Annotated in this window: 25 protein-coding genes; 15 read left to right on the top strand and 10 right to left on the bottom strand. The window is 41.2% G+C overall.

Features of this window, described 5'->3' with window-relative positions; all coding sequences use genetic code 11:
• Positions 1–498: 498 nt before the first annotated feature.
• Positions 499–1,053, bottom strand: coding sequence for a peptide deformylase (gene def / locus BMZ06_RS10250; RefSeq protein WP_089751947.1), 555 nt, complete (start codon positions 1,051–1,053; stop codon positions 499–501).
• A gap of 196 nt (positions 1,054–1,249) precedes the next feature.
• Here def and BMZ06_RS10245 point away from each other — a divergent pair, with 196 nt between their 5' ends.
• The 5 genes from BMZ06_RS10245 to lpdA all read left to right on the top strand — a co-directional run bounded on the left by BMZ06_RS10245 (position 1,250) and on the right by lpdA (position 7,174).
• A complete protein-coding gene (locus tag BMZ06_RS10245; RefSeq protein ID WP_245755995.1) occupies positions 1,250–1,927 on the top strand; it encodes a YkyA family protein in 678 nt (225 codons plus the stop codon).
• Positions 1,928–2,356: 429 nt separating this feature from the next.
• Complete coding sequence (gene pdhA, locus BMZ06_RS10240) at positions 2,357–3,439, top strand: pyruvate dehydrogenase (acetyl-transferring) E1 component subunit alpha (protein ID WP_089751945.1); 1,083 nt, start codon at positions 2,357–2,359, stop codon at positions 3,437–3,439.
• 3 nt (positions 3,440–3,442) lie between these two features.
• Complete coding sequence (locus BMZ06_RS10235; protein WP_089751944.1) at positions 3,443–4,420, top strand: alpha-ketoacid dehydrogenase subunit beta; 978 nt, start codon at positions 3,443–3,445, stop codon at positions 4,418–4,420.
• A gap of 27 nt (positions 4,421–4,447) precedes the next feature.
• Positions 4,448–5,761 (top strand): dihydrolipoamide acetyltransferase family protein, encoded by a 1,314-nt coding sequence (locus BMZ06_RS10230; protein WP_089751943.1) that lies wholly within the window; start codon positions 4,448–4,450, stop codon positions 5,759–5,761.
• A gap of 3 nt (positions 5,762–5,764) precedes the next feature.
• Entirely contained in the window at positions 5,765–7,174 is a 1,410-nt protein-coding gene (gene lpdA, locus BMZ06_RS10225) for a dihydrolipoyl dehydrogenase (protein ID WP_089751942.1), read from the top strand.
• A gap of 217 nt (positions 7,175–7,391) precedes the next feature.
• On the opposite strand, the gene BMZ06_RS10220 is transcribed toward lpdA, so the two are convergent.
• The 3 genes from BMZ06_RS10220 to BMZ06_RS10210 form a co-directional block, all read right to left on the bottom strand.
• Positions 7,392–7,778 carry a hypothetical protein gene (locus tag BMZ06_RS10220; RefSeq protein WP_089751941.1) on the bottom strand — a complete coding sequence of 129 codons (387 nt, stop codon included), beginning with the start codon at positions 7,776–7,778 and terminating at the stop codon, positions 7,392–7,394.
• Positions 7,779–8,661: 883 nt separating this feature from the next.
• The gene (locus BMZ06_RS10215) at positions 8,662–10,203 is read right to left on the bottom strand and encodes a glycine betaine uptake BCCT transporter (protein WP_089751940.1); all 1,542 of its coding nucleotides are present in this window, start codon (positions 10,201–10,203) and stop codon (positions 8,662–8,664) included.
• A 51-nt stretch (positions 10,204–10,254) separates the two neighbouring features.
• Positions 10,255–11,322, bottom strand: a complete 1,068-nt coding sequence (locus BMZ06_RS10210) for an FUSC family protein (RefSeq protein ID WP_089751939.1) — start codon at positions 11,320–11,322, stop codon at positions 10,255–10,257.
• Positions 11,323–11,465: 143 nt separating this feature from the next.
• On the opposite strand from BMZ06_RS10210, the gene BMZ06_RS10205 reads away from it, so the two are divergent.
• Together BMZ06_RS10205 and BMZ06_RS10200 are read left to right on the top strand one after the other, a co-directional pair.
• Positions 11,466–12,344 carry a polysaccharide deacetylase family protein gene (locus tag BMZ06_RS10205; protein WP_089751938.1) on the top strand — a complete coding sequence of 293 codons (879 nt, stop codon included), beginning with the start codon at positions 11,466–11,468 and terminating at the stop codon, positions 12,342–12,344.
• 200 nt (positions 12,345–12,544) lie between these two features.
• Positions 12,545–12,655 carry a GapA-binding peptide SR1P gene (locus BMZ06_RS10200; RefSeq protein ID WP_087946068.1) on the top strand — a complete coding sequence of 37 codons (111 nt, stop codon included), beginning with the start codon at positions 12,545–12,547 and terminating at the stop codon, positions 12,653–12,655.
• A 42-nt stretch (positions 12,656–12,697) separates the two neighbouring features.
• On the opposite strand, the gene BMZ06_RS10195 is transcribed toward BMZ06_RS10200, so the two are convergent.
• Positions 12,698–14,167: an aminotransferase class I/II-fold pyridoxal phosphate-dependent enzyme gene (locus BMZ06_RS10195; protein ID WP_089751937.1), complete on the bottom strand. Its 1,470-nt coding sequence runs from the start codon at positions 14,165–14,167 to the stop codon at positions 12,698–12,700.
• Positions 14,168–14,301: 134 nt separating this feature from the next.
• Between BMZ06_RS10195 and BMZ06_RS10190 the strand changes: the two genes are divergently transcribed.
• Together BMZ06_RS10190 and BMZ06_RS10185 are read left to right on the top strand one after the other, a co-directional pair.
• Positions 14,302–15,258, top strand: a complete 957-nt coding sequence (locus BMZ06_RS10190; RefSeq protein ID WP_089751936.1) for an NAD(P)H-dependent flavin oxidoreductase — start codon at positions 14,302–14,304, stop codon at positions 15,256–15,258.
• A gap of 19 nt (positions 15,259–15,277) precedes the next feature.
• Entirely contained in the window at positions 15,278–15,556 is a 279-nt protein-coding gene (locus BMZ06_RS10185; protein WP_089751935.1) for a UPF0223 family protein, read from the top strand.
• 35 nt (positions 15,557–15,591) lie between these two features.
• Here the strand turns inward: BMZ06_RS10185 and BMZ06_RS10180 are convergent, their stop codons facing one another.
• Entirely contained in the window at positions 15,592–16,227 is a 636-nt protein-coding gene (locus tag BMZ06_RS10180) for a YktB family protein (RefSeq protein WP_089751934.1), read from the bottom strand.
• A gap of 182 nt (positions 16,228–16,409) precedes the next feature.
• On the opposite strand from BMZ06_RS10180, the gene BMZ06_RS10175 reads away from it, so the two are divergent.
• Positions 16,410–16,601 (top strand): hypothetical protein, encoded by a 192-nt coding sequence (locus tag BMZ06_RS10175; protein WP_041601301.1) that lies wholly within the window; start codon positions 16,410–16,412, stop codon positions 16,599–16,601.
• Between the two features lie 535 nt (positions 16,602–17,136).
• Positions 17,137–17,961, top strand: a complete 825-nt coding sequence (locus BMZ06_RS10170; protein WP_089751933.1) for an inositol monophosphatase family protein — start codon at positions 17,137–17,139, stop codon at positions 17,959–17,961.
• Positions 17,962–17,976: 15 nt separating this feature from the next.
• Here the strand turns inward: BMZ06_RS10170 and BMZ06_RS10165 are convergent, their stop codons facing one another.
• Positions 17,977–18,159 carry a DUF5325 family protein gene (locus BMZ06_RS10165; RefSeq protein ID WP_089751932.1) on the bottom strand — a complete coding sequence of 61 codons (183 nt, stop codon included), beginning with the start codon at positions 18,157–18,159 and terminating at the stop codon, positions 17,977–17,979.
• Positions 18,160–18,282: 123 nt separating this feature from the next.
• Between BMZ06_RS10165 and BMZ06_RS10160 the strand changes: the two genes are divergently transcribed.
• Positions 18,283–18,651, top strand: a complete 369-nt coding sequence (locus tag BMZ06_RS10160) for a YlaH-like family protein (protein WP_089751931.1) — start codon at positions 18,283–18,285, stop codon at positions 18,649–18,651.
• Between the two features lie 55 nt (positions 18,652–18,706).
• On the opposite strand, the gene BMZ06_RS10155 is transcribed toward BMZ06_RS10160, so the two are convergent.
• Positions 18,707–18,910, bottom strand: a complete 204-nt coding sequence (locus tag BMZ06_RS10155) for a YlaI family protein (RefSeq protein ID WP_087946069.1) — start codon at positions 18,908–18,910, stop codon at positions 18,707–18,709.
• A 140-nt stretch (positions 18,911–19,050) separates the two neighbouring features.
• Here BMZ06_RS10155 and BMZ06_RS10150 point away from each other — a divergent pair, with 140 nt between their 5' ends.
• Positions 19,051–19,338 (top strand): hypothetical protein, encoded by a 288-nt coding sequence (locus tag BMZ06_RS10150; protein ID WP_089751949.1) that lies wholly within the window; start codon positions 19,051–19,053, stop codon positions 19,336–19,338.
• A 28-nt stretch (positions 19,339–19,366) separates the two neighbouring features.
• On the opposite strand, the gene BMZ06_RS10145 is transcribed toward BMZ06_RS10150, so the two are convergent.
• A complete protein-coding gene (locus tag BMZ06_RS10145; protein WP_089751930.1) occupies positions 19,367–19,942 on the bottom strand; it encodes a YhcN/YlaJ family sporulation lipoprotein in 576 nt (191 codons plus the stop codon).
• A gap of 84 nt (positions 19,943–20,026) precedes the next feature.
• Entirely contained in the window at positions 20,027–20,521 is a 495-nt protein-coding gene (locus BMZ06_RS10140; RefSeq protein ID WP_089751929.1) for a hypothetical protein, read from the bottom strand.
• Between the two features lie 86 nt (positions 20,522–20,607).
• On the opposite strand from BMZ06_RS10140, the gene glsA reads away from it, so the two are divergent.
• The gene (gene glsA / locus BMZ06_RS10135; protein ID WP_089751928.1) at positions 20,608–21,537 is read left to right on the top strand and encodes a glutaminase A; all 930 of its coding nucleotides are present in this window, start codon (positions 20,608–20,610) and stop codon (positions 21,535–21,537) included.
• Positions 21,538–21,621: 84 nt separating this feature from the next.
• A complete protein-coding gene (locus tag BMZ06_RS10130; protein WP_041601302.1) occupies positions 21,622–21,903 on the top strand; it encodes an Fpa/YlaN family protein in 282 nt (93 codons plus the stop codon).
• The last annotated feature ends 58 nt before the right edge of the window (positions 21,904–21,961 follow it).

Genomic DNA, 21,961 nt, shown 5'->3' with positions numbered 1-21,961 from the left:
TTGACGGATATGCGCCATTTCCCCACCACCCCAACTATAATGCTGCGAACGGACCCTGCTATAGCAGAAAGGAACCATGCTGCATCTGCCTCAAATGCTTATAGTACAGGGTTCCTACACGTAAACACACGTAGTAAAAACCACTATGGATCATAGATGATCCTGGTTCATTGGAACGCGTTTATGCAGAGAATTTCGAGCGCTCCATGATCGCAAAGGGGCGGAAGGGAACGGCGAAGACTCCTGCGGGATGAACATGACAGGTGAGGCCCCGGAAGGCGCCAGCCTGAGGAGACTCAGCGCATGCCCGCGGAAAGCGAGTCGTTCCCTGGAGCCCCTTTCCACACAATATCTCGAAACTGAGTCTTACAGTAACCGGCCCTTTTCTTGAATAAGCCTGTTATGAAAATCACTCGTTACCTTTAGCACAAAAGGGTTAGGGTTTCTGATTACAAAAAAACCTGCCGGAATTTCCGGCAGGCTTTTTTATAGAAGGTTTTATCGATCAGCAGGCACAGCATTTTCAGGCTCTTTAAATGGTTCATCCGGATCAATATGATCATAAAACATGATGCCATGAAGATGATCGATTTCATGTTGAAAAACAATTGCGGCATAATCCTTCAGGCGAAGTTTAACCTCGTTCCCTTCAAGATCCGTCGCTTTCACTGTAATCCGGCGATACCTTGGTACATATCCAGGTACTTCCCGATCAACAGATAAGCATCCCTCTCCTGTCGAAAGGTAGGTGCGTTCCACCGAATGACTTACAATACGCGGGTTGAATAGTCCGTAGCTGTAAAGCTTATCTTTCAAATCAATAAAATGTACGGCAAGCATCCGTTTGTTTACGTTAATCTGCGGCGCAGCTAGTCCCACGCCTGGACGCAGACCATATCGATCACATACTTGTTCATCTTGACTATTCTTTAAGTACTGAAGCATGGATTCCAATGTTTCCTTGGTTTCTTCCGAGGGAGGTAAAGCTACTTCTTCTGTCACCTTCCGCAGGGCCGGGTGCCCTTCACGGACAATATCTTCCATAGTTATCATACTAAACATCCTTTCCCAATTGAACATTATATCATCTTATATAAATAGGGAAGCAGACCTGTGTCTTTGCTCCATGATTATTGGAAACATTTGAAAAAAGTCACTTCCAATTTAATTTCATATATTATACTATTGTACATATCACAAGATTACAATCATGTTTTTGGAGAGTCTGCATAAAGGGGGAAAAGTGATCGTGCGTTTACGTTTGTTTATGGTATTGGCAGCAGCCGTTTTTATTATGACTGCTTGCACAGGTCCTTCTGCTCAGGAAGAGATGTATAATCATCTTGAAGAGGCGGTAAAGAAAGAGGAAGGATTTCGGGAGCAACAGCAGCCTCTTGTTAAGCTCGAAAATGAAGAACAGGAGCTTTATGAGAAAATAATTGATTTGAATATGGATCAATTTGATAAAATTCAATCGCTTTCTAAAGAAGCAACTGGAATTGTAGAGGAAAGACAGGAGAAACTTGAAGCTGAGAAAGAAAGTATTGAAGCCGCCAAGGAAGAGTTCGACAAAATTAAACCACTTATCGATGAATTAGATGAAGAACAGGCAGAAGCGAAAGAAAAAGCCGAAGAACTTGTTAAAACGATGGAGAAACGTTATGAAGCCTATCAGAAATTATATAATGCTTATAATGAAGCTTTAAAACTTGATAAAGAATTGTATGAAATGCTGCAAAACAAAGAATTAGTAGAAGAAGATATGCAGAAAAAAATCGAAAGTATAAATAACAGCTATAATCAGGTCATTGAGGCAAATGAAGAGTTCAACCAATATACAGAAGAGTATAATAATCAGAAAAAAGAACTTTACGAGGCACTTGATCTCAATGTATCTTATGAAGAAAGTGAGAAGTCTGAAGAATAGCTTCAATCAATTAACAACTTTACATATTTATCAACCGTCAGCGTCTGGCGGTTTTTTTATTTGCATGATACAGAGAAAAAACTTAGAATTAATACAGGCTTAATTTTCTAATGGTACAGTAGAAGGGATAATGCTCACTTATTTCTCATTTTACCTAGCCTTTGCGCATGGTATAGAACTATATATAAGTTATAGAAGAGGTTGTAATTGACGAATGATGACGAATTGAGCTAAACTACTAAGTGGACCTACATTGTACCATTAAAAATTCCAGGGAAAATGTAACAGTTTAACTGAGATCTTACGTATGATTAGTGAAGATGTGTACAGGGTAATACGTAAAGAGCAAATCGGTACAGTTTTTTTCATATTTGGGAAAGCTATTCACATCATCTATTTTTAGAATAAGAAAGGAAGAGGTGAACGATTTTGAAACGTACTCTTGAGAACATTGAAAATCAGTTCGAAATGTTTCAAATCATGAACGAAGAAGGCGAAATCGTCAATGAAGACGCCATGCCTGATTTGTCAGACGAAGATTTAAAAGAAATTATGAAGCGTATGGTTTATACGCGTATATTGGATCAGCGTTCCATCGCGTTAAACCGTCAGGGACGTCTAGGTTTCTACGCTCCTACAGCAGGACAGGAAGCTTCTCAGCTTGGAAGTCAATATGCATTGGAAAAAGCAGATTTTATTCTGCCAGGCTATCGTGATGTGCCTCAGTTGATCTGGCACGGCCTTCCTTTATACCAGGCTTTCCTATTTTCCCGCGGCCACTTTAAAGGAAATCAAATGCCAGAAGGCGTAAATGCAGTAAGCCCTCAAATCATCATCGGTGCTCAAATTACACAAGCAGCTGGTGTGGGACTAGGCTTCAAAAAACGCGGTCAAGATGCAGTGGCTATTACTTATACTGGTGACGGCGGAGCTTCCCAGGGTGACTTTTATGAAGGAATTAACTTTGCCGGAGCCTTCGGTGCACAGGCTATTTTCGTTGTGCAAAATAACCGCTTTGCGATTTCTGTACCAGTTGAAAAGCAATCCGCAGCTCAAACAATTGCACAAAAAGCGGTTGCAGCTGGTATTGAAGGAATTCAAGTGGATGGTATGGACGTGCTTGCCGTTTATGCAGCTACCCAAGAAGCTCGTAAACGTGCGGTTGACGGTGAAGGTCCAACATTGATTGAGACACTTACTTACCGTTATGGTCCACATACAATGGCTGGTGACGACCCAACACGTTACCGTACAGATGACGAAGACAGCGAATGGGAGAAGAAAGATCCAATCGTCCGTTTCCGTAAGTATCTCGAAGGTAAAGATTTGTGGTCCGAAGAAGAAGAAAATGAACTAATTGAAAAAACAAAAGAAGAAATCAAAGCTGCTGTTAAAGAAGCAGACAATACACCAAAACAAAAAGTTACGGATCTAATCAGTAACATGCACGAACAACTTCCACCTAACCTTGAAGAACAGATGGAAGAATATAAGGAAAAGGAGTCGAAGTAGACCATGGCACAAATGACAATGATCCAAGCTATCACAAACGCGATGCAAACCGAGCTTAAAAACGACGAAAACGTGCTGATTTACGGTGAAGACGTTGGTCAAAACGGCGGAGTATTCCGTGCGACAGAAGGTCTTCAAGACGAATTCGGTGAAGATCGCGTATTCGATACACCACTAGCTGAGTCTGGAATTGGCGGTATGTCCATCGGACTTGCTTTGACTGGCTTCCGTCCAGTACCTGAAATTCAGTTCTTTGGTTTCGTTTATGAAACAATGGACGCTATTAATGGTCAAATGGCTCGTTACCGTTATCGTACAGGTAACACACGCTCCATGCCGATTACGATTCGTTCTCCATTCGGCGGCGGTGTGCATACACCTGAACTTCACGCAGACAGTCTAGAAGGGCTAATTGCTCAGCAGCCTGGTGTGCGTGTGGTTATTCCTTCTACACCTTACGATGCAAAAGGACTATTAATTTCTTCAATCCGCGATAACGATCCAGTCGTTTTCCTTGAGCATATGAAACTATACCGCTCTTTCCGCGGCGAAGTTCCAGAAGAGGAATACACGATTGAACTTGATAAAGCAGATATCAAACGTGAAGGAACCGATGTTACTTTAGTAGCGTACGGCGCAATGGTTCACTCCTGCCTGAAAGCAGCTGAAGAGCTGGAGGAAAATGGTGTGAGTGCTGAAGTTATCGACCTTCGCACGGTCAGCCCAGTTGACTATGAAACCATTCTTGAATCTGTTAAGAAAACAAACCGTGCGGTTGTTGTGCAGGAAGCACAAAAGCAGGCAGGTATTGCAGCAAGCGTAGCTGCGGAAATTCAAGAAAAAGCTATTCTGCATCTTGAAGCTCCAGTACTGCGTGTTCATGCACCAGATACTGTTTATGCATTCACGCAAGCAGAAGAAGTATGGCTTCCAAACTACAATTCTGTAGTTGAAAAAGTAAACCAAGTTATGAACTTTTAATCATTTTAAAAATGGGAGGTAGTAAGCGTGGCATTTGAATTTAAACTGCCTGATATCGGTGAAGGTATCCACGAAGGTGAAATTGCCAAATGGTTTGTAAAACCAGGTGATGAAATTAAAGAAGACGACGTTATTTGCGAAGTGCAAAACGACAAAGCAGTTGTTGAAATTCCGTCTCAAGTCGATGGTACAGTAAAAGAAATCCATGTCGAAGAAGGCGAAACAACTACAGTAGGAACGGTCATTATCACAATTGATGACGGATCCGAAGACACAGGTTCTGATGAAGGATCTTCTGATGATTCCGCAGAGGAATCTAAAGAAGAGCCGAAAGAAGAAAAACAATCAGAGCAAAAAGAAGAAAAATCTGCTTCTCAACAGCCTGCAGCTGAAGATGACAGCGATGTAGATGAAGATAAGCGTGTAGTAGCTATGCCATCTGTACGTAAATTTGCTCGCGACAACGATGTAGATATCCGTAAAGTTCAAGGCTCTGGTAAAAACGGCCGTATTTTGAAAGAGGATGTCGAAAGCTTCATGAGCGGTGATCAAACAGAAGCTCAAGATACAACATCAACAGAAGAAGCCGAAGAGCAAGAAGCAGCTGCAGCTCAGACAGCTCCAGCAGCTGGAGAAGCGTATCCTGAAACTCGCGAGAAAATGAGCGGTATGCGTAAAGCCATTGCTAAAGCTATGGTGAACTCTAAACAGACAGCTCCTCACGTAACCCTTATGGATGAAGTAGACGTAACCGAACTTGTTGCTCACCGTAAGAAATTCAAAGCAGTAGCTGCTGAACAGGATATCAAGCTTACGTATCTTCCTTACGTAGTAAAAGCGCTTGTGTCCACTCTTAAGAAATTCCCTGTTTTGAATACATCTTTAGATGACGATAAGGATGAAATTATTCAAAAACACTATTATAATATTGGTATTGCAGCAGACACCGACAAAGGCTTGCTTGTACCAGTGGTGAAAGATTCAGACCGTAAGTCGATCTTCTCCATCTCAAGTGAAGTCAATGAATTGGCAGTCAAAGCTCGCGATGGTAAACTGACATCAGAAGAAATGAAAGGCGCATCTACAACGATTACAAATATCGGTTCTGCCGGCGGTCAATGGTTTACTCCAGTAATTAATCATCCAGAAGTTGCTATTCTAGGAATTGGACGTATTGCTGAAAAACCAATGGTTCGTGATGGCGAAGTAGTAGTAGCCCCTGTTCTTGCAATTTCCCTAAGCTTTGACCACCGTATCATCGATGGTGCAACAGCTCAGCATGCAATGAATAACATCAAGCGTTTACTGAACGATCCACAACTAATTATGATGGAGGCGTAAAGTATGGTAGTAGGAGATTTTCCAATTGAACTAGATACGTTAGTCATTGGAGCGGGACCTGGCGGCTATGTAGCTGCCATCCGTGCCGCTCAAACTGGACAAAACGTAACAATCGTAGACAAAGGTAACCTTGGAGGAGTTTGCTTGAACGTAGGCTGTGTTCCTTCCAAAGCGCTTATTCAGGCGGGTCACCGTTATGAACACGCTAAAGGTGCCGAGGATATGGGCATTCAGTCTGAAAACACGACGGTAGACTTTTCCAAAGTTCAAGAGTGGAAGAGCGGAGTCGTTCAGAAGCTTACCGGCGGTGTAGAAGGACTGCTCAAAAACAATAAAGTCGATATCGTAAAAGGTGAAGTCTATTTCGTAGATAAAAATACCGTGCGTATTATGGATGATAAAAATTCCCAGACGTACACGTTTAATAACTGTATTATTGCGACTGGCTCCCGTCCAATTGAACTTCCTAACTTCAAGTTCTCTGAGCGCGTCATTGACTCTACTGGAGCACTTGCTCTTAATGAGGTACCGAAGAAAATGGTCGTTATCGGCGGCGGTTACATCGGTACAGAGCTAGGTACAGCGTATGCGAATTTCGATACTGAAGTAACTATCCTTGAGGGCATGAAAGACATCCTTGGCGGCTTTGAGAAGCAAATGTCTTCTCTCGTTAAGAAACGCTTGAAGAAAAAAGGCGTAGATATTGTTACCAATGCTATGGCACAAGGGGTAGAAGAAACTGAAGATGGCGTAAAAGTAACCTATGAAGTAAAAGGTGAAGAAAAAACCATCGAAGCTGATTACGTACTTGTAACTGTAGGACGCCGTCCGAATACAGACGAAATCGGCCTTGAAGAACTTGGCGTTGAAATGAGCGACAAAGGTGTTATTCAAATTGACAAGCAATGTCGCACAAACTTTGATAACATTTATGCGATCGGTGACATCGTTGATGGACCTCCGCTTGCTCATAAAGCTTCTTACGAAGGTAAAATTGCAGCAGAAGTTATTGCCGGTGAAAAATCAGAAATTGACTATCTAGGCATCCCTGCTGTTGTGTTCTCCGATCCAGAACTTGCTTCTGTCGGCTATACAGAAGAGGAAGCTAAGGAAGCTGGATATGATGTGAAAGCATCTAAGTTCCCGTTCGGAGCTAACGGACGTGCGCTTTCTCTTAATGACAGTGACGGCTTCTTAAAACTGATTACTCGTCAAGATGATAATCTAGTGATTGGTGCTCAAATCGCAGGACCAAATGCAAGTGACATGATCTCTGAACTAGGTCTTGCCATTGAAGCAGGCATGACAGCTGAAGATCTTGCCTTGACTATTCACGCTCACCCAACTCTAGGTGAGATTACCATGGAAGCAGCTGAAGTAGCTATGGGTAGCCCGATTCACATCACAAAATAATGTTAAAAAACTCCGGAACCATCCTGGTTCCGGAGTTTTTTAACTGTAAGAGGGTTATTAAACTAATAGAACACTATCAAAAACTCACTAGTATTTATAAGTATTTTTTTTGTGCAAAAAAATATTAAGATGAAGGCGCGGAGAGGAAATTATTCCATGCAGCGATAGATATCTTATTCATATACATACAATTGAAAAACTCCTGAGCGGAATTCGTTCAGGAGTTTTTATTAGTTACAGTTATGGAATTTTCTAATTTATTCATAATATCCTGAGATCCAGAATCTCCAGAAATCAATTCAATGACCTTCCCATCTTTTTTAACAACGAGAGCGGGGAGTTGGTCCTCATCGACACCAATCTGTCCTGTATTAGCCTCTGATTGCTCAAATGATAGGGATTTGTGATCGTGTTTCATTTTCCAATCAAGAAGAGCTGTTAAATAGTTATCAGCTTCTGATGGATGGTTATTATCTAACTCCGTATATAGATAAACAGCATAAGAATCAGAGTGGGCTTGTAAAACTTCCACATTGTCAGATTGAGGAATGCAGCCTGCTAATAAAATAATAAGTATTAATGAAGTAATTCTACTGTACGTCATAGATTGTCTGCACCCCTTTCTAATCTGCCGCAGGACAAGTGTAACAAACAAAAACGACGAAACTTGCTTTGTAATGGAGATGTCATTGAAATGATAACCGAGTGTTTTATCATTAATCCATATGTTAATAAATAATCAATTTTGTAACACACGAAAAGGGGGAGAGCAGGCATGTGCTTGTGTTGATTTTACAGATAAGCTATATGTACTTGAATATTAATTTTCGAGATAAATGGGTTACGACGGGAGGTCCTCCGGGGGACGATTCGCTTTCCGGCCCTGCATGATGCAGGATCGTTAGACGTTGTCTCATGACGTTGCGTTCTTAGTCGAATTTCTTCTGTGTTGAGCTTCCTAGGCTCAACAGCCCTGCGTGGCATCTCATCGATCATAAACACCCCGCAGGAGTCTTCGTCGTCCCCCTATGGACATTGCCTAATTAGAAACTGAAACCACCCGAGACCATATTTGCTTAAGGAGAAATTACAGGATAGGGGATGCATACCTTTTAAAGCTATAAATTTGTAAAGTGCCTTCTCATAGAAGCATTTGGGGCATATTAAGCTGAGAAAGTTTACTTTTCCAAAAGAATCTGTTTTTCACCTAAGGTTGGGTTGGTGATAGGATTGACTAAACTCGCCACGTCCTGTGGCAATATCAATCGATCCTACGTCCTGTAAGGAGTAATCTTTAACAGAGTCTTGTAAATATAAATAAAGTAAAGTATTAGCTCAAGCATTACACATTTCTGTTCTAAATAGAGTAAATCAATTTATTAAAATTACCTGTAGGTATTGGTAATAAGTAATCAAAATAAAAAAGGCCGGCGAGAGAGTCTCGACGGCCTGCCCTCCATCTAGAGAAGGATAGAAGGAATATAACGTTAGCTAGACGTTTTTTTCTTTTTAAGTCCGGCTTCTTTTGCATCATCATTAAATGTCTTATAAAGCGAGAAGCAGATCATAATCATGATAATGGTGAAAGGGAAAGCTGAAATAATAGCTGCTGTCTGTAAGGCGCCTAACCCGCCTTGCCACAGAAGTACGGCTGCTGCTCCAGCTTGAATAACACCCCAGGTAAATTTCACTTGGTTCCTAGGGTTTAAGCTTCCATTGGTCGTTTGCATTCCAAGAACGAAAGTAGCTGAGTCAGCTGACGTTATAAAGAATGTACTAATTAACAGAAGACCAATAATGGACATCACACCACCTAGAGGAATGTGCTCAAGCATAGAAAATAGAGCCACCTCTGTACCAAGTTCGTTTACATCGGAAATGATGTTAACGCCATCGAAATATTCTAGAGAAATGGCAGAACCGCCAAATACAGAGAACCAAAGAGCACCAAAGAAGGTTGGTACTAGAAGTACACCTAGAATAAATTCGCGGATTGTACGTCCTTTAGAAACACGGGCAATAAAGGTTCCTACGAATGGAGCCCAGGAAAGCCACCAAGCCCAGTAGAATATGGTCCAGTCTTTCACCCATGTACTATCTTCTGCGAACGGTGTCAGACGGAAGCTCATATACGGTAGGTCACGTACATACGAACCGAACGTGGTCGTAAAGAAATCCATAATAAAGTTCGTAGGTCCAGCGAATAGTGTGAAGATCATAAGTAGTAGAGCCAGCACAATGTTTGTATTACTCAAGTACTTAATTCCTTTATTTAAACCGGTCATCGCTGAAACCATAAACAGTACGGTTACCGCAAGAATAATGATTAACTGTAAAGTGAACGTATTTTCAAGTCCATCAAAAGTAAAGGCTAGTCCACTTGAAATCTGCAGGGCACCAAGTCCCAGGGAAGTGGCTACACCAAAGATTGTTGCAAATACGGCAATAAAGTCAATGAGTGTTCCAAGCGGACCTTTTACTCGTTTCTCTCCTAGTAGCGGAACTAAAGTAGCACTGATTACGCCTGGTGCATCTTTTCTGAACTTGAAATAAGCAAGTGCCAGAGCGATCACAGAATAGAAAGCCCAAGGGTGTAGTCCCCAGTGGAAGAAACTGTATTTCATAGCTGATTGTGCAGCTTCTTCAGTAGCGGGCTCCTGTCCAACAACAGGTGGACTGTGGAAGTGGGAAAGTGGTTCTGCTGCTCCCCAGAATACAAGTCCAATCCCCATACCTGCACTAAATAACATCGCGAACCAAGTGATATACGGGTATTCTGGTTCGTCATCCGGCTTTCCTAGTTTCAACTTACCGAATTTAGAAAAGACTAAGTAAATAGCGAATATAACAAAACCAGTAGCTGATAATAGATAGAACCAGCCGAACTTATCGGTTAAGAAGCCTTGAATTTGAGATGTTACGTTACTTAAATTCCAAGTAGGCAGCACCTCTTCAGGGATGACTCCCCAAGCGATAAATAATAATGCTACAACTACTGAAATGTAGAATACTTTTGAAACCTGTTTCACTTTGATCATCCCTTCTTACATTGTTTTTCCAGAATTCCTGGAAAATAAGTGTTACTGTCCATAGCAGTCATGGACTAATTTCTGCTGCTTATGAGACATGTTTTGAAGTTCTTCCAGTACATCATGAAAACATAAAAGTTCATAAATAAGAATCGTTTGCTGCGGTAGATGATGTCTGTACTTAGAGTCCCTTTGCACATGTTCTTCTTTCCATTTCCAAAAGACTTGATCCAGTTTTTCGACCCTTGTAAACTGATCTTCACTAATAGTATGAGTGGGGTCTTGCAGTACTTTAACATAATTCTCAGTCAGAGCCTCAAGCAGATCGATTTCAGCCTCCGTAAAATCTGCAGCCTTTGTATTTACATACTGAAGGTTCCCCAGATGATAAGCGATTTGTTGAAAAGTTCTGAGCTTCTTCTGAGAAAATTGAAATGCTAACATTTCTTCTTTCGTATGTCTGTGATATTTCCACTCTTCTCTTTGAAATTGAGACAGCTGATATGTTCTTTCCAAATGGGCAGTCAAATGGCGATAGGATTTTTGGATCCCGCGGTTTTTCTCTTTAGAATCTGCAGTAATACTTGAGATTATACGCTGGAGCAGGACACCAGACTGATTATACAAATCATTAATGTTTTTGTAAATCATGGGGGAATAGTTAGGTGGTAAAAGGAAAAAGTTTACAAGGGTCGAAAGAACGATGCCAATTGAAGTAGTACCCAATCTACTAAAAAACGAAACAATATGATGATCTTGAAATTCAGGGATCATAGCAGTGGCTGTAATTGTTGCCACAATAATTCCGTCATCCAGCTTTAATTTATGGCAGACGGCAATTGTGAGCATAGCCACCAGGGCAAAAGTTAAGGCGCCCTTCCCAAGAAAACTGTAAAAAACGGTCGCTAGCAACGCTCCGATCGCAGAGGCTGGAAAGCGTACCATCGCTTTTTTAATCGAATCAGCAGCCGTATGCTCAACTGTAACAATGGCTGTGATGACGGCAAAAACTATAGGCAAATTAAAAAAACCACATATTAGTGCGGTTAAAAATACAGAAATCCCCGTTTTTAAAGTACGTCCACCTAAAATTTTAAAACGCTTCAATTTTTGAAACATACATACCACCTAAATATTTTAATAACTGCCCAAAGGTTAACGATTAAATATTATAACCTAAATTTCCAATTAACGATAGCCGAAATCCACATTCTTCTTATATAATAGTGTAGTTGGAAATACATAACAGCGGAGGGACTTCAATGAAAAGGTTAGGCATATTTTTGTTTTTAATTGTGGTATTAGCGGCTTGCGGCGGTGTAAATGGTCAAGATGGCGGGGAAGAAGATCAAGAGAAGAATAAAGAGCAGACAAACCAGGAGGCAGACGAGAAAAAAGATTCAGCTAAAGAAGAAAAAGAAGAAAATAAAGCTGAAAAAGAAGAAAAAGAAGAGAAGAGCGAGAAATCAGAAGAAGCTGCTGGCGAAGCGTCACCTGAAGAGCCAAAAGAAGCTCAATATCAGATTACGGGTAACTGGTCATTTGAACCTATAAATGATGCTGATTCCAAGGTAGCTCTTTTAACGATTGATGATGCTCCAGATGAATATGGGGTAGAAATGGCTGAAACGTTAAAAGCAGCGGATGCACCAGCGATATTCTTTGTAAACGGTCATTTTATCGATTCAGAAGAAGGAAAAGAAAAACTAAAAAAAATTCACGAAATGGGATTTCCGATCGGCAATCACACGATGACTCATGCTTCTTTAACTGACTTATCTCAAGAAGAACAAAAAGAAGAGATCGTGGGATTGAATGATAAAATTGAAGAAATTACTGGCGAACGTCCTAAATTTTTCCGTGCACCTTTTGGTCAAAACACGGATTACTCCAAACAGTTAGCTGCCGAAGAGAAGATGCTGCTTATGAATTGGACTTATGGGTATGATTGGAATGAAGAATATATGGATGCTGATAATCTGGCGGATATAATGGTAAATACGGAGTTGCTGGGTAATGGCGCCAACCTTCTTATGCATGACCGTGAATGGACTAAAGAGGCACTTGATGACATTGTGAAGGGACTTCGCAGTAAAGGTTATGATTTGCTTGATCCAGCCGTCATTAAGACACCAAAATAACATTTAAAAAAGGGTGATTACTCGATCACCCTTTTTTAATGGACTATTATCCGCACCGAAAACATAATATGAAATAAGTATAACTCATTAGTGTGGCACATTTATAAAAATGTTATACTTTTAGGCTTGATTTTTAGATTGTGCCATATTAAAATGAATGTACATTGAAAGCGATTACAAATTATAAGGAGTGGATGTTAATGGGTACAATCGTTTGTCAAGACTGTCAAAAAGTGATTGAACACTACGAAAATGAAAAGGTATCAACCCTTTACAGCACGTGCCCTACGTGCCATACAACGGAAAAATAAAAGACGCAAAAAGCCCGCTGCCATTTCTGGCAGCGGGCTTTTTTACTTGAAGGCTTTCTGTTCAGTAATGACGTGAATCGTTTCAAGGGTTGAGTCTTCAGGCCCTTGCACAGGGAGACCTGCTTGAATATTTTCATGTATATAAGCGATATTATCAGTTGTGATGATCTCCCCAGGTATAAAAATTGGAATACCCGGTGGATAAACCATTACAAATTCAGCACTAATCCGACCTACAGCATCGTGCAGGGGCAACACTTCTGTCGACGCATAAAACGCCTCCCGGGGTGAGAGTGATAGTACAGGAATGTCAGGTACCTTGACCACTATTTCCTTTGTTTCAACTGTTCCGGAGGATTGCTCGTAAAGGTCTGTTAGAGCTTCAATTAGCCGTTCAACATCCTCTTCTCTGTCTCCAGGAGTGATAATACATAAGATATTGTATAGGTCTGAAAGCTCGACTTCAATGGAGTAGTTTTCTCTTAACCATACTTCCACATCATACCCGGAGATACCTAAATTTTTGACAGAGATGATCAGCTTTGTGGGGTCATAGTCATGCGTAGCATCACTGGCTAAAATTTCGTCTCCTGGACAATAAATAGATGGAATTTGATTAAGGCTTTTACGCGCACTGTCCGCAAGCCTGATACAGCTCTCCATAAGTTCATGTCCATTCATGGCCAGATGGCGCCTTGCTGTGTCAAGAGAAGCTAATAGAATATAAGAGGTAGATGTTGTCGTGAGCATCGACATTATTGTCTGTACTCGTTCATGAGATACGAGACCTTCTCTTAAATTTAGCACCGAGCTTTGAGTAAGGGACCCGCCAAGCTTGTGAACACTTGTAGCGGCAAGATCTGCACCTGCCTGCATAGCAGAAAGCGGAAGCCGCTCATGAAAATGGATGTGTACACCATGAGCTTCATCTACTAGTACAGGAATATCAAAGGAATGAGCAATATCCACGATATGACTGAGGTCAGCAGTGATTCCAAAATAAGTCGGATTAATTACAAGCACACCTTTAGCGTCGGGATGAGCCGTACAGGCTCTTTCAACAGCTTCTGGTGTAATACCGTGAGAAATGCCAAGCCTGTTATCAAGCTCAGGGTGAATAAATACAGGTTTAGCACCTGAGAAAATGATGGCTGTCGTGATCGATTTGTGCACATTTCGGGGTACAATGATTTTATCTCCTGGTTGACAGACGCTCATAATCATCGTCATGATGGCTCCGGAAGTTCCCTGAACGGAGAAAAAAGTATAATCGGCTCCAAAAGCTTCAGCTGCGAGGTTTTGAGCGTCCTTGATCATTCCCTGGGGATGATGAAGATCATCCAAAGGTTCAATGTTAATCAAATCGATTGAAAGGGCGTTCTCGCCTATAAACTGCTGAAATTCTTTATCCATCCCTTTGCCGCCTTTATGGCCTGGTATATGAAATTGAGTTGGTTTTTTATCTGCATGGTTTTTAACACCTGTAAATAAAGGAGTTTCGTTTTGATTCATAACGTATAAGCACCTCTTTATAATAGAAAGCATGTGAATTATAGCAAAGTACCCTTACATATGCTAGTAAAAAAACCAGGCTCGTGCTTCATGTTAGACCTCATGGTAAACTATTCTTAAAAGGAGGAGAAGCCATGAATTGGAACACCCAAGTGACAGAGAAATTAGGGATTACCTACCCTATTATCCAAGGAGGACTGGCTTATCTCGCATACGCGGAGCTGGCGGCTGCCGTTTCTAATGCAGGAGGTCTTGGTCAAATAACAGCGATGAGCATGAATAGCCCGGATGAACTGCGCGCAGAAATTAAGCGATTACGTACCTTAACCGGGAATCCATTCGGTGTGAATTTTGCCATTGGTCAACAACGTAGGCCATTTGAAGATATGGTTGCTGTGGCTATAGAGGAAAAGGTTCCAGCTATTTCGGTAACAGGAGGCGATCCTAAGCCTGTACTGGACTTGGTAAAGGGAAAAGGAATTAAGACCCTTGTACTTGTTGCTGCCAGGCGGCAGGCAGAGAAAGCGGAAGAACTGGGCGCAGACGCCGTTATGGTTGTTGGTCAGGAAGGAGGCGGCCACATAGGAAGAGATGATGTTGGTACTTTTGTTTTAACGCCACGAGTGGTAGATGCGGTATCCATTCCTGTGATTGCTTCCGGCGGTATTGGGGACGGCCGGGGACTTATGGCAGCGCTTGCGCTGGGGGCCGAAGGTATCGAAATGGGGACCAGGTTTATAGCCACAAAAGAATGCCGCCACGCCCATTCCTCATACAAACAAGCGTTGATTGATGCATCGGAGACATCTACTACCGTTATAAAAAGAAGTTTAAAGGCGCCTGCAAGAGCCTTGAAAAACCCTTGGACGGAGGAAATATTAAAGCTTGAGGCCGAGGATCGGGGTTATGAAGGTTTAAAAGATTATATTGGCGGCGAAGCGAATAAGAGATACATTTATGAAGGGGAAGTAGAAGAGGGATTTGCCTGGGCAGGACAAGTTGCTTCCAGTATCACAGATGTGCCTTCAGTCGCTGAATTATTTAGACGGATCATTCAAGAGGCCGAAGATATACGCAGTAAATGGAGTTAGGTACATAAGGAGGTATAGAATGAGCTATCATTATCCAATTGATGAAATATACTGGACGAAAGAGGAAATTATCGATGTTGTAAACTTTTATTCGATGGTCGAACAAGCGTATGAGAAACAAGTGAACCGTGACGATCTTTTACTGTCGTACACACGCTTTAAACAAATTGTCCCTTCTAAAAGTGAAGAAAAAAAGCTATGTGGCCAGTTTGAAAAAGAATCAGGATATTCTTGCTATCGTACAGTTAAAAAAGCGAAGGAATCATCAGCAGGAGACAAAATAAAAATGGAACGATAATTTTAAAGCAGCCGCAAAGTGAAGCGGCTGCTTTTCTAATCAAGCTTTTTTGTATAGCGGTACAGTGGTTCGAGTGTTTGGAACGTATCTCTACAGAGGTTTATAAAACCCTCAGGATCCTTAAGTCTGGAATCATTCCGCTCGATTTGCTGCCCACACAGGATCTCTGCTTTCTTAACATTCTTGAGTCTGTCGGTCATGGCATCAAATTTGTCAGAATTCACCTCGCTATGAGAGATGGCTTCAGGCTTGGTGTGATCGCCGGACCAGACAAAGTGATCAGGAATATGATTCATAATTTCTTTTTTATGAGATTGTAGCGTATCGGCATAATTTTCTTTAATAGGACTTTCATATATCACAGCAAACCAGATAAATACGTGTGTTTCCCACAAGCCTACTTGGAAGTGGGGAAGTTTTTTATAGCCTCGCTTGTTCGAAGCTAAAGCGGCCCAAGTATCATTTGGAGGATTCGTTTTACGCCTTGCGTGGCGTGCTACATGTACAAACATCTCATCCCCGGTCATCGCCGTTACATCGGGAGCAAGCTCGGAGGCAATTGCTTCTAGTTTGGGAGAAATATTCTCCTTTAAAGCTTCCATACGGTTTTCAAGTCCCGGAATGGTGAAAACGTCAAAATCTCTTTGAGTAAATCCTTCAAAATTAGTCATTCTATCAACTCCTAGGTAAACAATCGATCTTATTTTACCACACGTCAAAATCTTTACTAAGCAATCTGTTTCAAGGGTTTGAATTTTCTAAAAATGGGTTACATATAAGTAATCTAATTGAAACTTCTCAAGCAAGTGCCACATATATATATAGTAAGGATTTGAAAGGGAGGGGATAGGCAATGAAACATGTCATGGAAGCGCTGCGTAAAAGAGAAGCTGAAGAAAAGCTCCCAGTGATCCGTTTGGAAATTGATTACGAATTGGTTACATTGCATGATGCAATGCTAGCGGAGGATGAAGCCCAGATAAAGAAAAGTAAGAACAGACTCGCCGAACTTCGTAAACAGCTTATTGAATGGTCTATCAATTAACGAGCAACAATAAAGTTGCTTGTTTTTTTTGATTTTTCCTGTTAAATATCTTTGCTGATTTTTGATAAACGGCTTATTCAACTAAAGGCCGTATAATTGAAGACTCAGTTTCGAGATGTTGGTTTGTAGTTAAGGTCCTGCGGGGGATGATTCGCTTTCCGCGGCCCTGCACGAAGCAGCGTCGATCGACCCTGCGTCGTGTAGGGCCATAGGAAAGTGATCAAATGTGGAATCACCCCGAAAGACACGAACAGCATAAGCCGAGCATCAAAAGGATGGCGGTTTTCCAATCCGTTGATGAACGGCTTATGGGTCGAGTGTCTGGGTGATGGAACAAGAAGAGTTATTTCCCCACCACCCCTCTTCCACATAGAGTAACGGACTCAATTTATCTGGAAACTGAGCCTTCAAGTAACGGGGGTTTATCTGTGATAATCAACATGGAGATTTAACAGAGTTTTTGGTTTAAATATGTGAAATAAACCCCCGGGTTTTGATATGATAGAAACCATCTGATGTAAAGGAGTATGAGAACATGGATATAAAAAGAAAAGAAGAGCTTTTTGAACAAGCTAAGCAATGGATCTTGGAAGCAGGGTCCCATATTCGAGACCATATTGATGCTCCAAGGTCAATTCAGACGAAATCGAATCCAAATGATTTAGTGACGGAAATGGATCAAAAGACTGAGCAATTCTTCGCGGATAAAATCAGAAGCAGTTATCCTGACCATTTGTTATTAGGTGAGGAAGGCTTTGGAGATTCTTTAGAGGATTTAAAAGGCACCGTCTGGATTGTCGATCCAATAGACGGTACGATGAACTTTGTTCACCAAAAACGAAACTTTGCGATCTCGATTGGTATATATGAAGACGGAGTCGGAGAAATTGGTTTCATATATAATGTGATGGAGGACGTGTTGTATTCGGTTAAAAGAGGACAAGGAGTCTTTAAAAACGAAAAACAGCTTCCTAATCTTAATGATTCAAGACCACTTAAAGAATCCATTCTTACATTAAATACAACATGGCTGATTCCTGAAAATCCACACGTGGAGCATGAAAGTATTCAGGAATTAGTAAAAACCATTCGCAGCACACGATCCTATGGTTCAGCTGCTCTTGAGTTTGCTTTTGTTGCTGAAGGAATAGTAGATGGGTATCTGACGATGTCGCTTATGCCGTGGGATTATGCGGCTGGGGCAATTATGGTGGAAGAAGTAGGAGGAACCGTAACACGGGCAGATAAGGGTGAACTTGATCTATTAAATTCAACCACCGTTTTAGCGTGCCGCTCCAATATATATGACGAGATTATCGACGACTATGTACAGCTCAAAACAAAAGAAAGCGACCGCTAAAAGGGGTCGCTTTTCTTATGCATTCAGTTTTCTTTTCAATCTCAATCCAAAACTCATAATGACAAAACCGAGTATAAAAAAGAAGCCGGCGAGCCAGAAATTTTCCTGACCAATAGCAAAGCCTACTGAAATAAAAGATAGTATGACAAAGAAGGCTAATACACCCATGTTCATTTGAAAGTTCTTCAACAAGTTCACCCCTATTCAAAAGCTATTATAAAGGATTTGTCCAAAAAATGAAAATTGTTGAATGGGTAGCTTCTTTAGAACGTATCTAGTATCATAAAATACAGAAAAGAGGAGAATACGAGGAGGAACATCATGGCAGATAACACAACATTGACCGTCCCTAGTGATTTATGGCCAATCGCTGATTTCTTTTTTCAGGGCCTCGGCAATGAAGTAAACATGAATGATGAATCGGAAGTAGGGATGTTATTTCGTTCCTTTCTGCTTTTATACTTAACCACAGTAATTCTGGCTATTATTACATTCAAACTGGGTTTTGCCAGGAAACTGCCGCTTATGAAAACGGTAGTTGTTTATGCGGTACTTATTATTGGCACCTTTCTATTGACCCTGATTTTAGGTTTGAACCTGCCACTTCCAGAAAGTTTAATGGTAGCTGCTCTGATCATGGGTGTTTACAGGCTGCGCCTGCACAGGGAACGAAAAGAGAAACAATCCTAAAAAAGGAAGGCTCCTCATCTATCGGGAGCCTTCCTTTATTATTAGTAAATATCCACTATGGCAGATGATGTTCTTTTTTTCGCTCACGATTGAAGCGGAATTGACCGGTAGCCAGCCGCTTTTTTGTGTTTTCTTCAATACGGTCGTGGCAGGTCTGGCACATATAAGTGTGAATCCGTCTGTTTCTCAATCGTTTGGCTTGCAAACAGTAACTGTCAATTTTTTCAATGTTGTCGCAAATAACGCACTGTACACGCACAATTCTCACCTCAATACTGACTATCATTGTACCTATCATAACATATTTGATGGATATAAGTGTAATTTTATCCGTTTTCATGTTTGAGTTTTACATGGAGGGGAAAGGTAAATATAGAAGAATTAGAAAGGATGGTTATTGTGAAAAAACGTTGGATTTATACCACATTAGGAGCCGTTGCCGGAGGCGCGATTGCTTACATCATGAAAGATGAAGAGAATAGAAAGCAAGTCGTTGATAAGGCTAAATCAGTAAAAAATAATTTCAGTCAAAAAGATAACCTGCCAGTAGAGGAAGCTGGAAGACCTGAAGAAACAGCAGACCATGATAATGCGAAGATGGTGTCCGAGGGTTCTCAGTTTGGTGTTCAATACTATAATGAACTGACAGAGAAAGAGAGAGAAATCTTAGAAAAAAGTAACAGCTAAATCCTTTAAGGATTTAGCTGTTTTTCTGTCACTGTTCCTTGGATTGTTCTTTTTCAATTTGATTCAGTTTCTTATTTTCATTCTTAGGGATGGACTCCTGGTTAGGATTAGTAGGCGGAGTGTCGTTGGCCGGGCCTTCCGGCATATAGCGAGCAACGATCTGGCTAAGTTCATCGGTCACCGCTTCCACTGGATGCCCCTGGGACATTTTCTTGCCAAGGCCACGCAAGCGTTCTACCCCATCAGCGTCAGCTATGACAAGCGCTTGTTTACCATAAGGGTCGTGCTTAAGAGCTTCTGCGACGGAATATTTTATAACACCCACCCGAGAACGATCTAAATCTTTGTCTACGTCCACTCCTACGGCTACATAATTGCCTAAAACGATGGCTGTAGCATCATGAACATCAGGGACTTCAACCGCAAGATTCGCCAGGCGGCGGGCAATTTGCTGACTGGTCATATTTTTTCGATTAACTGGATCAGAATCGCTGACATATTGAAATTCAGAATTACCCTGTCTCTCTTGTAAAAGAGATTCTTCGTCATTTTGCTGACACGCTGCGAGGAACAGTAATACAACTACAAAAAATAATTTTTTCAATTGGCACACCACTTTTTAGTTCTAGGTTGTGTTTTAACTGAAAAAATATACAAAAAAGGACAGCTGAAAAAGCTGCCCCATTCTTTATTTCATAACTATTTTTTTAATTCCTTTGATTGGATGGGAACGGTTAGAACCATCGTTAAAATAAAGATGTACCGGTCCATTTTCCTTCAATGGTTTTCCTTCTTCGGCGAATAGAAGGACTGATTCTGCAAGCTGATCAGCTGAGATCGTCTCTTCGCCTTCATCCGTCACCAGGGCCGCTTCCTTCACTTCTGAGTCTGGCTCACTTGTATGAAGAAAAGGTTTTAGTGGCATAAGAAATGTACCTTTTAATATTTGTTCTTTTTCCTGACGGCGTATGCTTTTATTGACGGGAGGGTTCAGCTTCTGCTGATAAACTTCCCTGGTGAATCGTAAAGACTTCCTTTTTATTTCATCTTCTTCTTCCTCTTCGGCTTTTGCTTTCTCAGGGTGAAATACTTGATCGAATGTCATTTTACGGTCATCAAATATCCAAACTGTAGGATCTAGCGTGATTGGAAATTTAACATTTCCTTGTATTTGAACAATCATGGATGCAGCCACCTTTCATTTAAAAATCATCCATCCAAATCATAGCAAAAAATGAAGTCGATTTCATTAAAAGGAGGTCTTTTACAATGAATAAAGAAATCACCACGGAAATTCTTGAAGAATGGTTAGAGAACGTCAGGCCGTATGCCTATGATGGGCAGGTGGCTGATTATATACCTGCATTGTCCCGGCAGAACCCGGAAGAACTGGCTGTTGCGATTCATTATATAGATGGCAGTTCTATACACGCTGGGGAGATTGAGGCAACTTTCACCCTGCAAAGTATTACAAAGGTCATCTCTCTCGCTTTAGCATTAATGGATAATGGAGAAGACTATGTGTTTGATCATGTCGGGATGGAGCCGACAGGTGATCCCTTCCATTCAATATATCGATTAGAGCAGCTCCCTTCCAAGCCTTTAAATCCTATGATTAATGCTGGAGCTCTTTCAGTTACACACATGATTCACGGTGACACTCCGGATGAAAAGGTGGGACGTCTTCTAAGTTTTGTCCACGAAATGACGGATGATCATACGATCGGATATAACGAAGAAGTAGCAGCCTCTGAGTTCGAAACGGCCTTCTTGAATCGTTCTCTCCTTTTCTATATGAAGCAGCATCAGATTGTTACAGGCAGCGTAGAAGAAACACTCGATGCTTATACGAAACAGTGTGCCATCGAAGTGAATGTTCCTCAGCTAGCAAGAATTGGCGCACTATTTGCCAATGAAGGAAGAGATTTGGACTCCGGCCGTCAAATCATTCCTAAACACTTTGCGCGGATCTGTAAAACGTTTATGGTTACTTGCGGTATGTACGATGCATCTGGATCATTTGCGATTAAAGTAGGGATGCCTGCTAAAAGCGGAGTTTCAGGCTCGGTAATGGCCTCTCTTAACGGATTCGGCGGGATTGCTGTATATGGCCCCAGTCTCGATGAGAAGGGGAATAGTGTCGTTGGACTCAGACTTTTGGAACTATTGTCGAATCGTTATGATCTGTCAATTTTTTAAGTAGATAAGCTAATTGAATCTTGCAATTTTCCTTCCCAGACGATAATATTATTAAAAGAATGACTGTAATGGGAGGGGATAATGATGTTGTCTGATGTGGCTGTGGATCATCGTGAGAAAGCCTACGCCCTTCTAAAAGAAGACGCTGATAAGATTTTAAAATTAATAAAAGTACAGATGGACAATTTGACTATGCCTCAGTGTCCACTTTATGAGGAAGTTTTAGATACACAAATGTTCGGTTTATCACGAGAAATCCATTTCGCTGTCCGGCTGGATTTAATCAGCGAAGAGGAAGGTAAACAAATATTAGATAATTTGGAACAACAACTAAACGTCTTACATGAGGCTGCTCAAAGATCATGAATGGACAAGCTCAAATTGCGACAAGTTCTGTTGTAATTTGAGTTTTTTTTGTAAAAAT

This window comes from Halobacillus alkaliphilus (assembly GCF_900113125.1).
Lineage (GTDB): Bacteria > Bacillota > Bacilli > Bacillales > Halobacillaceae > Halobacillus > Halobacillus alkaliphilus.
Note: the sequence above shows the minus strand (reverse complement) of the source record. Positions and strands in the feature narration are given on the sequence as shown.

What these genes read in the sequence shown, in the direction of transcription:
- def (WP_089751947.1), bottom strand. Translation starts at nt 1,053, where the DNA reads ATGATAACTATGGAAGATATTGTCCGTGAAGGGCACCCGGCCCTGCGG.
- BMZ06_RS10235 (WP_089751944.1), top strand. Translation starts at nt 3,443, where the DNA reads ATGGCACAAATGACAATGATCCAAGCTATCACAAACGCGATGCAAACC.
- lpdA (WP_089751942.1), top strand. Translation starts at nt 5,765, where the DNA reads ATGGTAGTAGGAGATTTTCCAATTGAACTAGATACGTTAGTCATTGGA.
- BMZ06_RS10220 (WP_089751941.1), bottom strand. Translation starts at nt 7,778, where the DNA reads ATGACGTACAGTAGAATTACTTCATTAATACTTATTATTTTATTAGCA.
- BMZ06_RS10210 (WP_089751939.1), bottom strand. Translation starts at nt 11,322, where the DNA reads ATGTTTCAAAAATTGAAGCGTTTTAAAATTTTAGGTGGACGTACTTTA.
- BMZ06_RS10205 (WP_089751938.1), top strand. Translation starts at nt 11,466, where the DNA reads ATGAAAAGGTTAGGCATATTTTTGTTTTTAATTGTGGTATTAGCGGCT.
- BMZ06_RS10200 (WP_087946068.1), top strand. Translation starts at nt 12,545, where the DNA reads ATGGGTACAATCGTTTGTCAAGACTGTCAAAAAGTGATTGAACACTAC.
- BMZ06_RS10195 (WP_089751937.1), bottom strand. Translation starts at nt 14,167, where the DNA reads ATGAATCAAAACGAAACTCCTTTATTTACAGGTGTTAAAAACCATGCA.
- BMZ06_RS10190 (WP_089751936.1), top strand. Translation starts at nt 14,302, where the DNA reads ATGAATTGGAACACCCAAGTGACAGAGAAATTAGGGATTACCTACCCT.
- BMZ06_RS10185 (WP_089751935.1), top strand. Translation starts at nt 15,278, where the DNA reads ATGAGCTATCATTATCCAATTGATGAAATATACTGGACGAAAGAGGAA.
- BMZ06_RS10180 (WP_089751934.1), bottom strand. Translation starts at nt 16,227, where the DNA reads ATGACTAATTTTGAAGGATTTACTCAAAGAGATTTTGACGTTTTCACC.
- BMZ06_RS10175 (WP_041601301.1), top strand. Translation starts at nt 16,410, where the DNA reads ATGAAACATGTCATGGAAGCGCTGCGTAAAAGAGAAGCTGAAGAAAAG.
- BMZ06_RS10170 (WP_089751933.1), top strand. Translation starts at nt 17,137, where the DNA reads ATGGATATAAAAAGAAAAGAAGAGCTTTTTGAACAAGCTAAGCAATGG.
- BMZ06_RS10160 (WP_089751931.1), top strand. Translation starts at nt 18,283, where the DNA reads ATGGCAGATAACACAACATTGACCGTCCCTAGTGATTTATGGCCAATC.
- BMZ06_RS10140 (WP_089751929.1), bottom strand. Translation starts at nt 20,521, where the DNA reads ATGATTGTTCAAATACAAGGAAATGTTAAATTTCCAATCACGCTAGAT.
- glsA (WP_089751928.1), top strand. Translation starts at nt 20,608, where the DNA reads ATGAATAAAGAAATCACCACGGAAATTCTTGAAGAATGGTTAGAGAAC.
- BMZ06_RS10130 (WP_041601302.1), top strand. Translation starts at nt 21,622, where the DNA reads ATGTTGTCTGATGTGGCTGTGGATCATCGTGAGAAAGCCTACGCCCTT.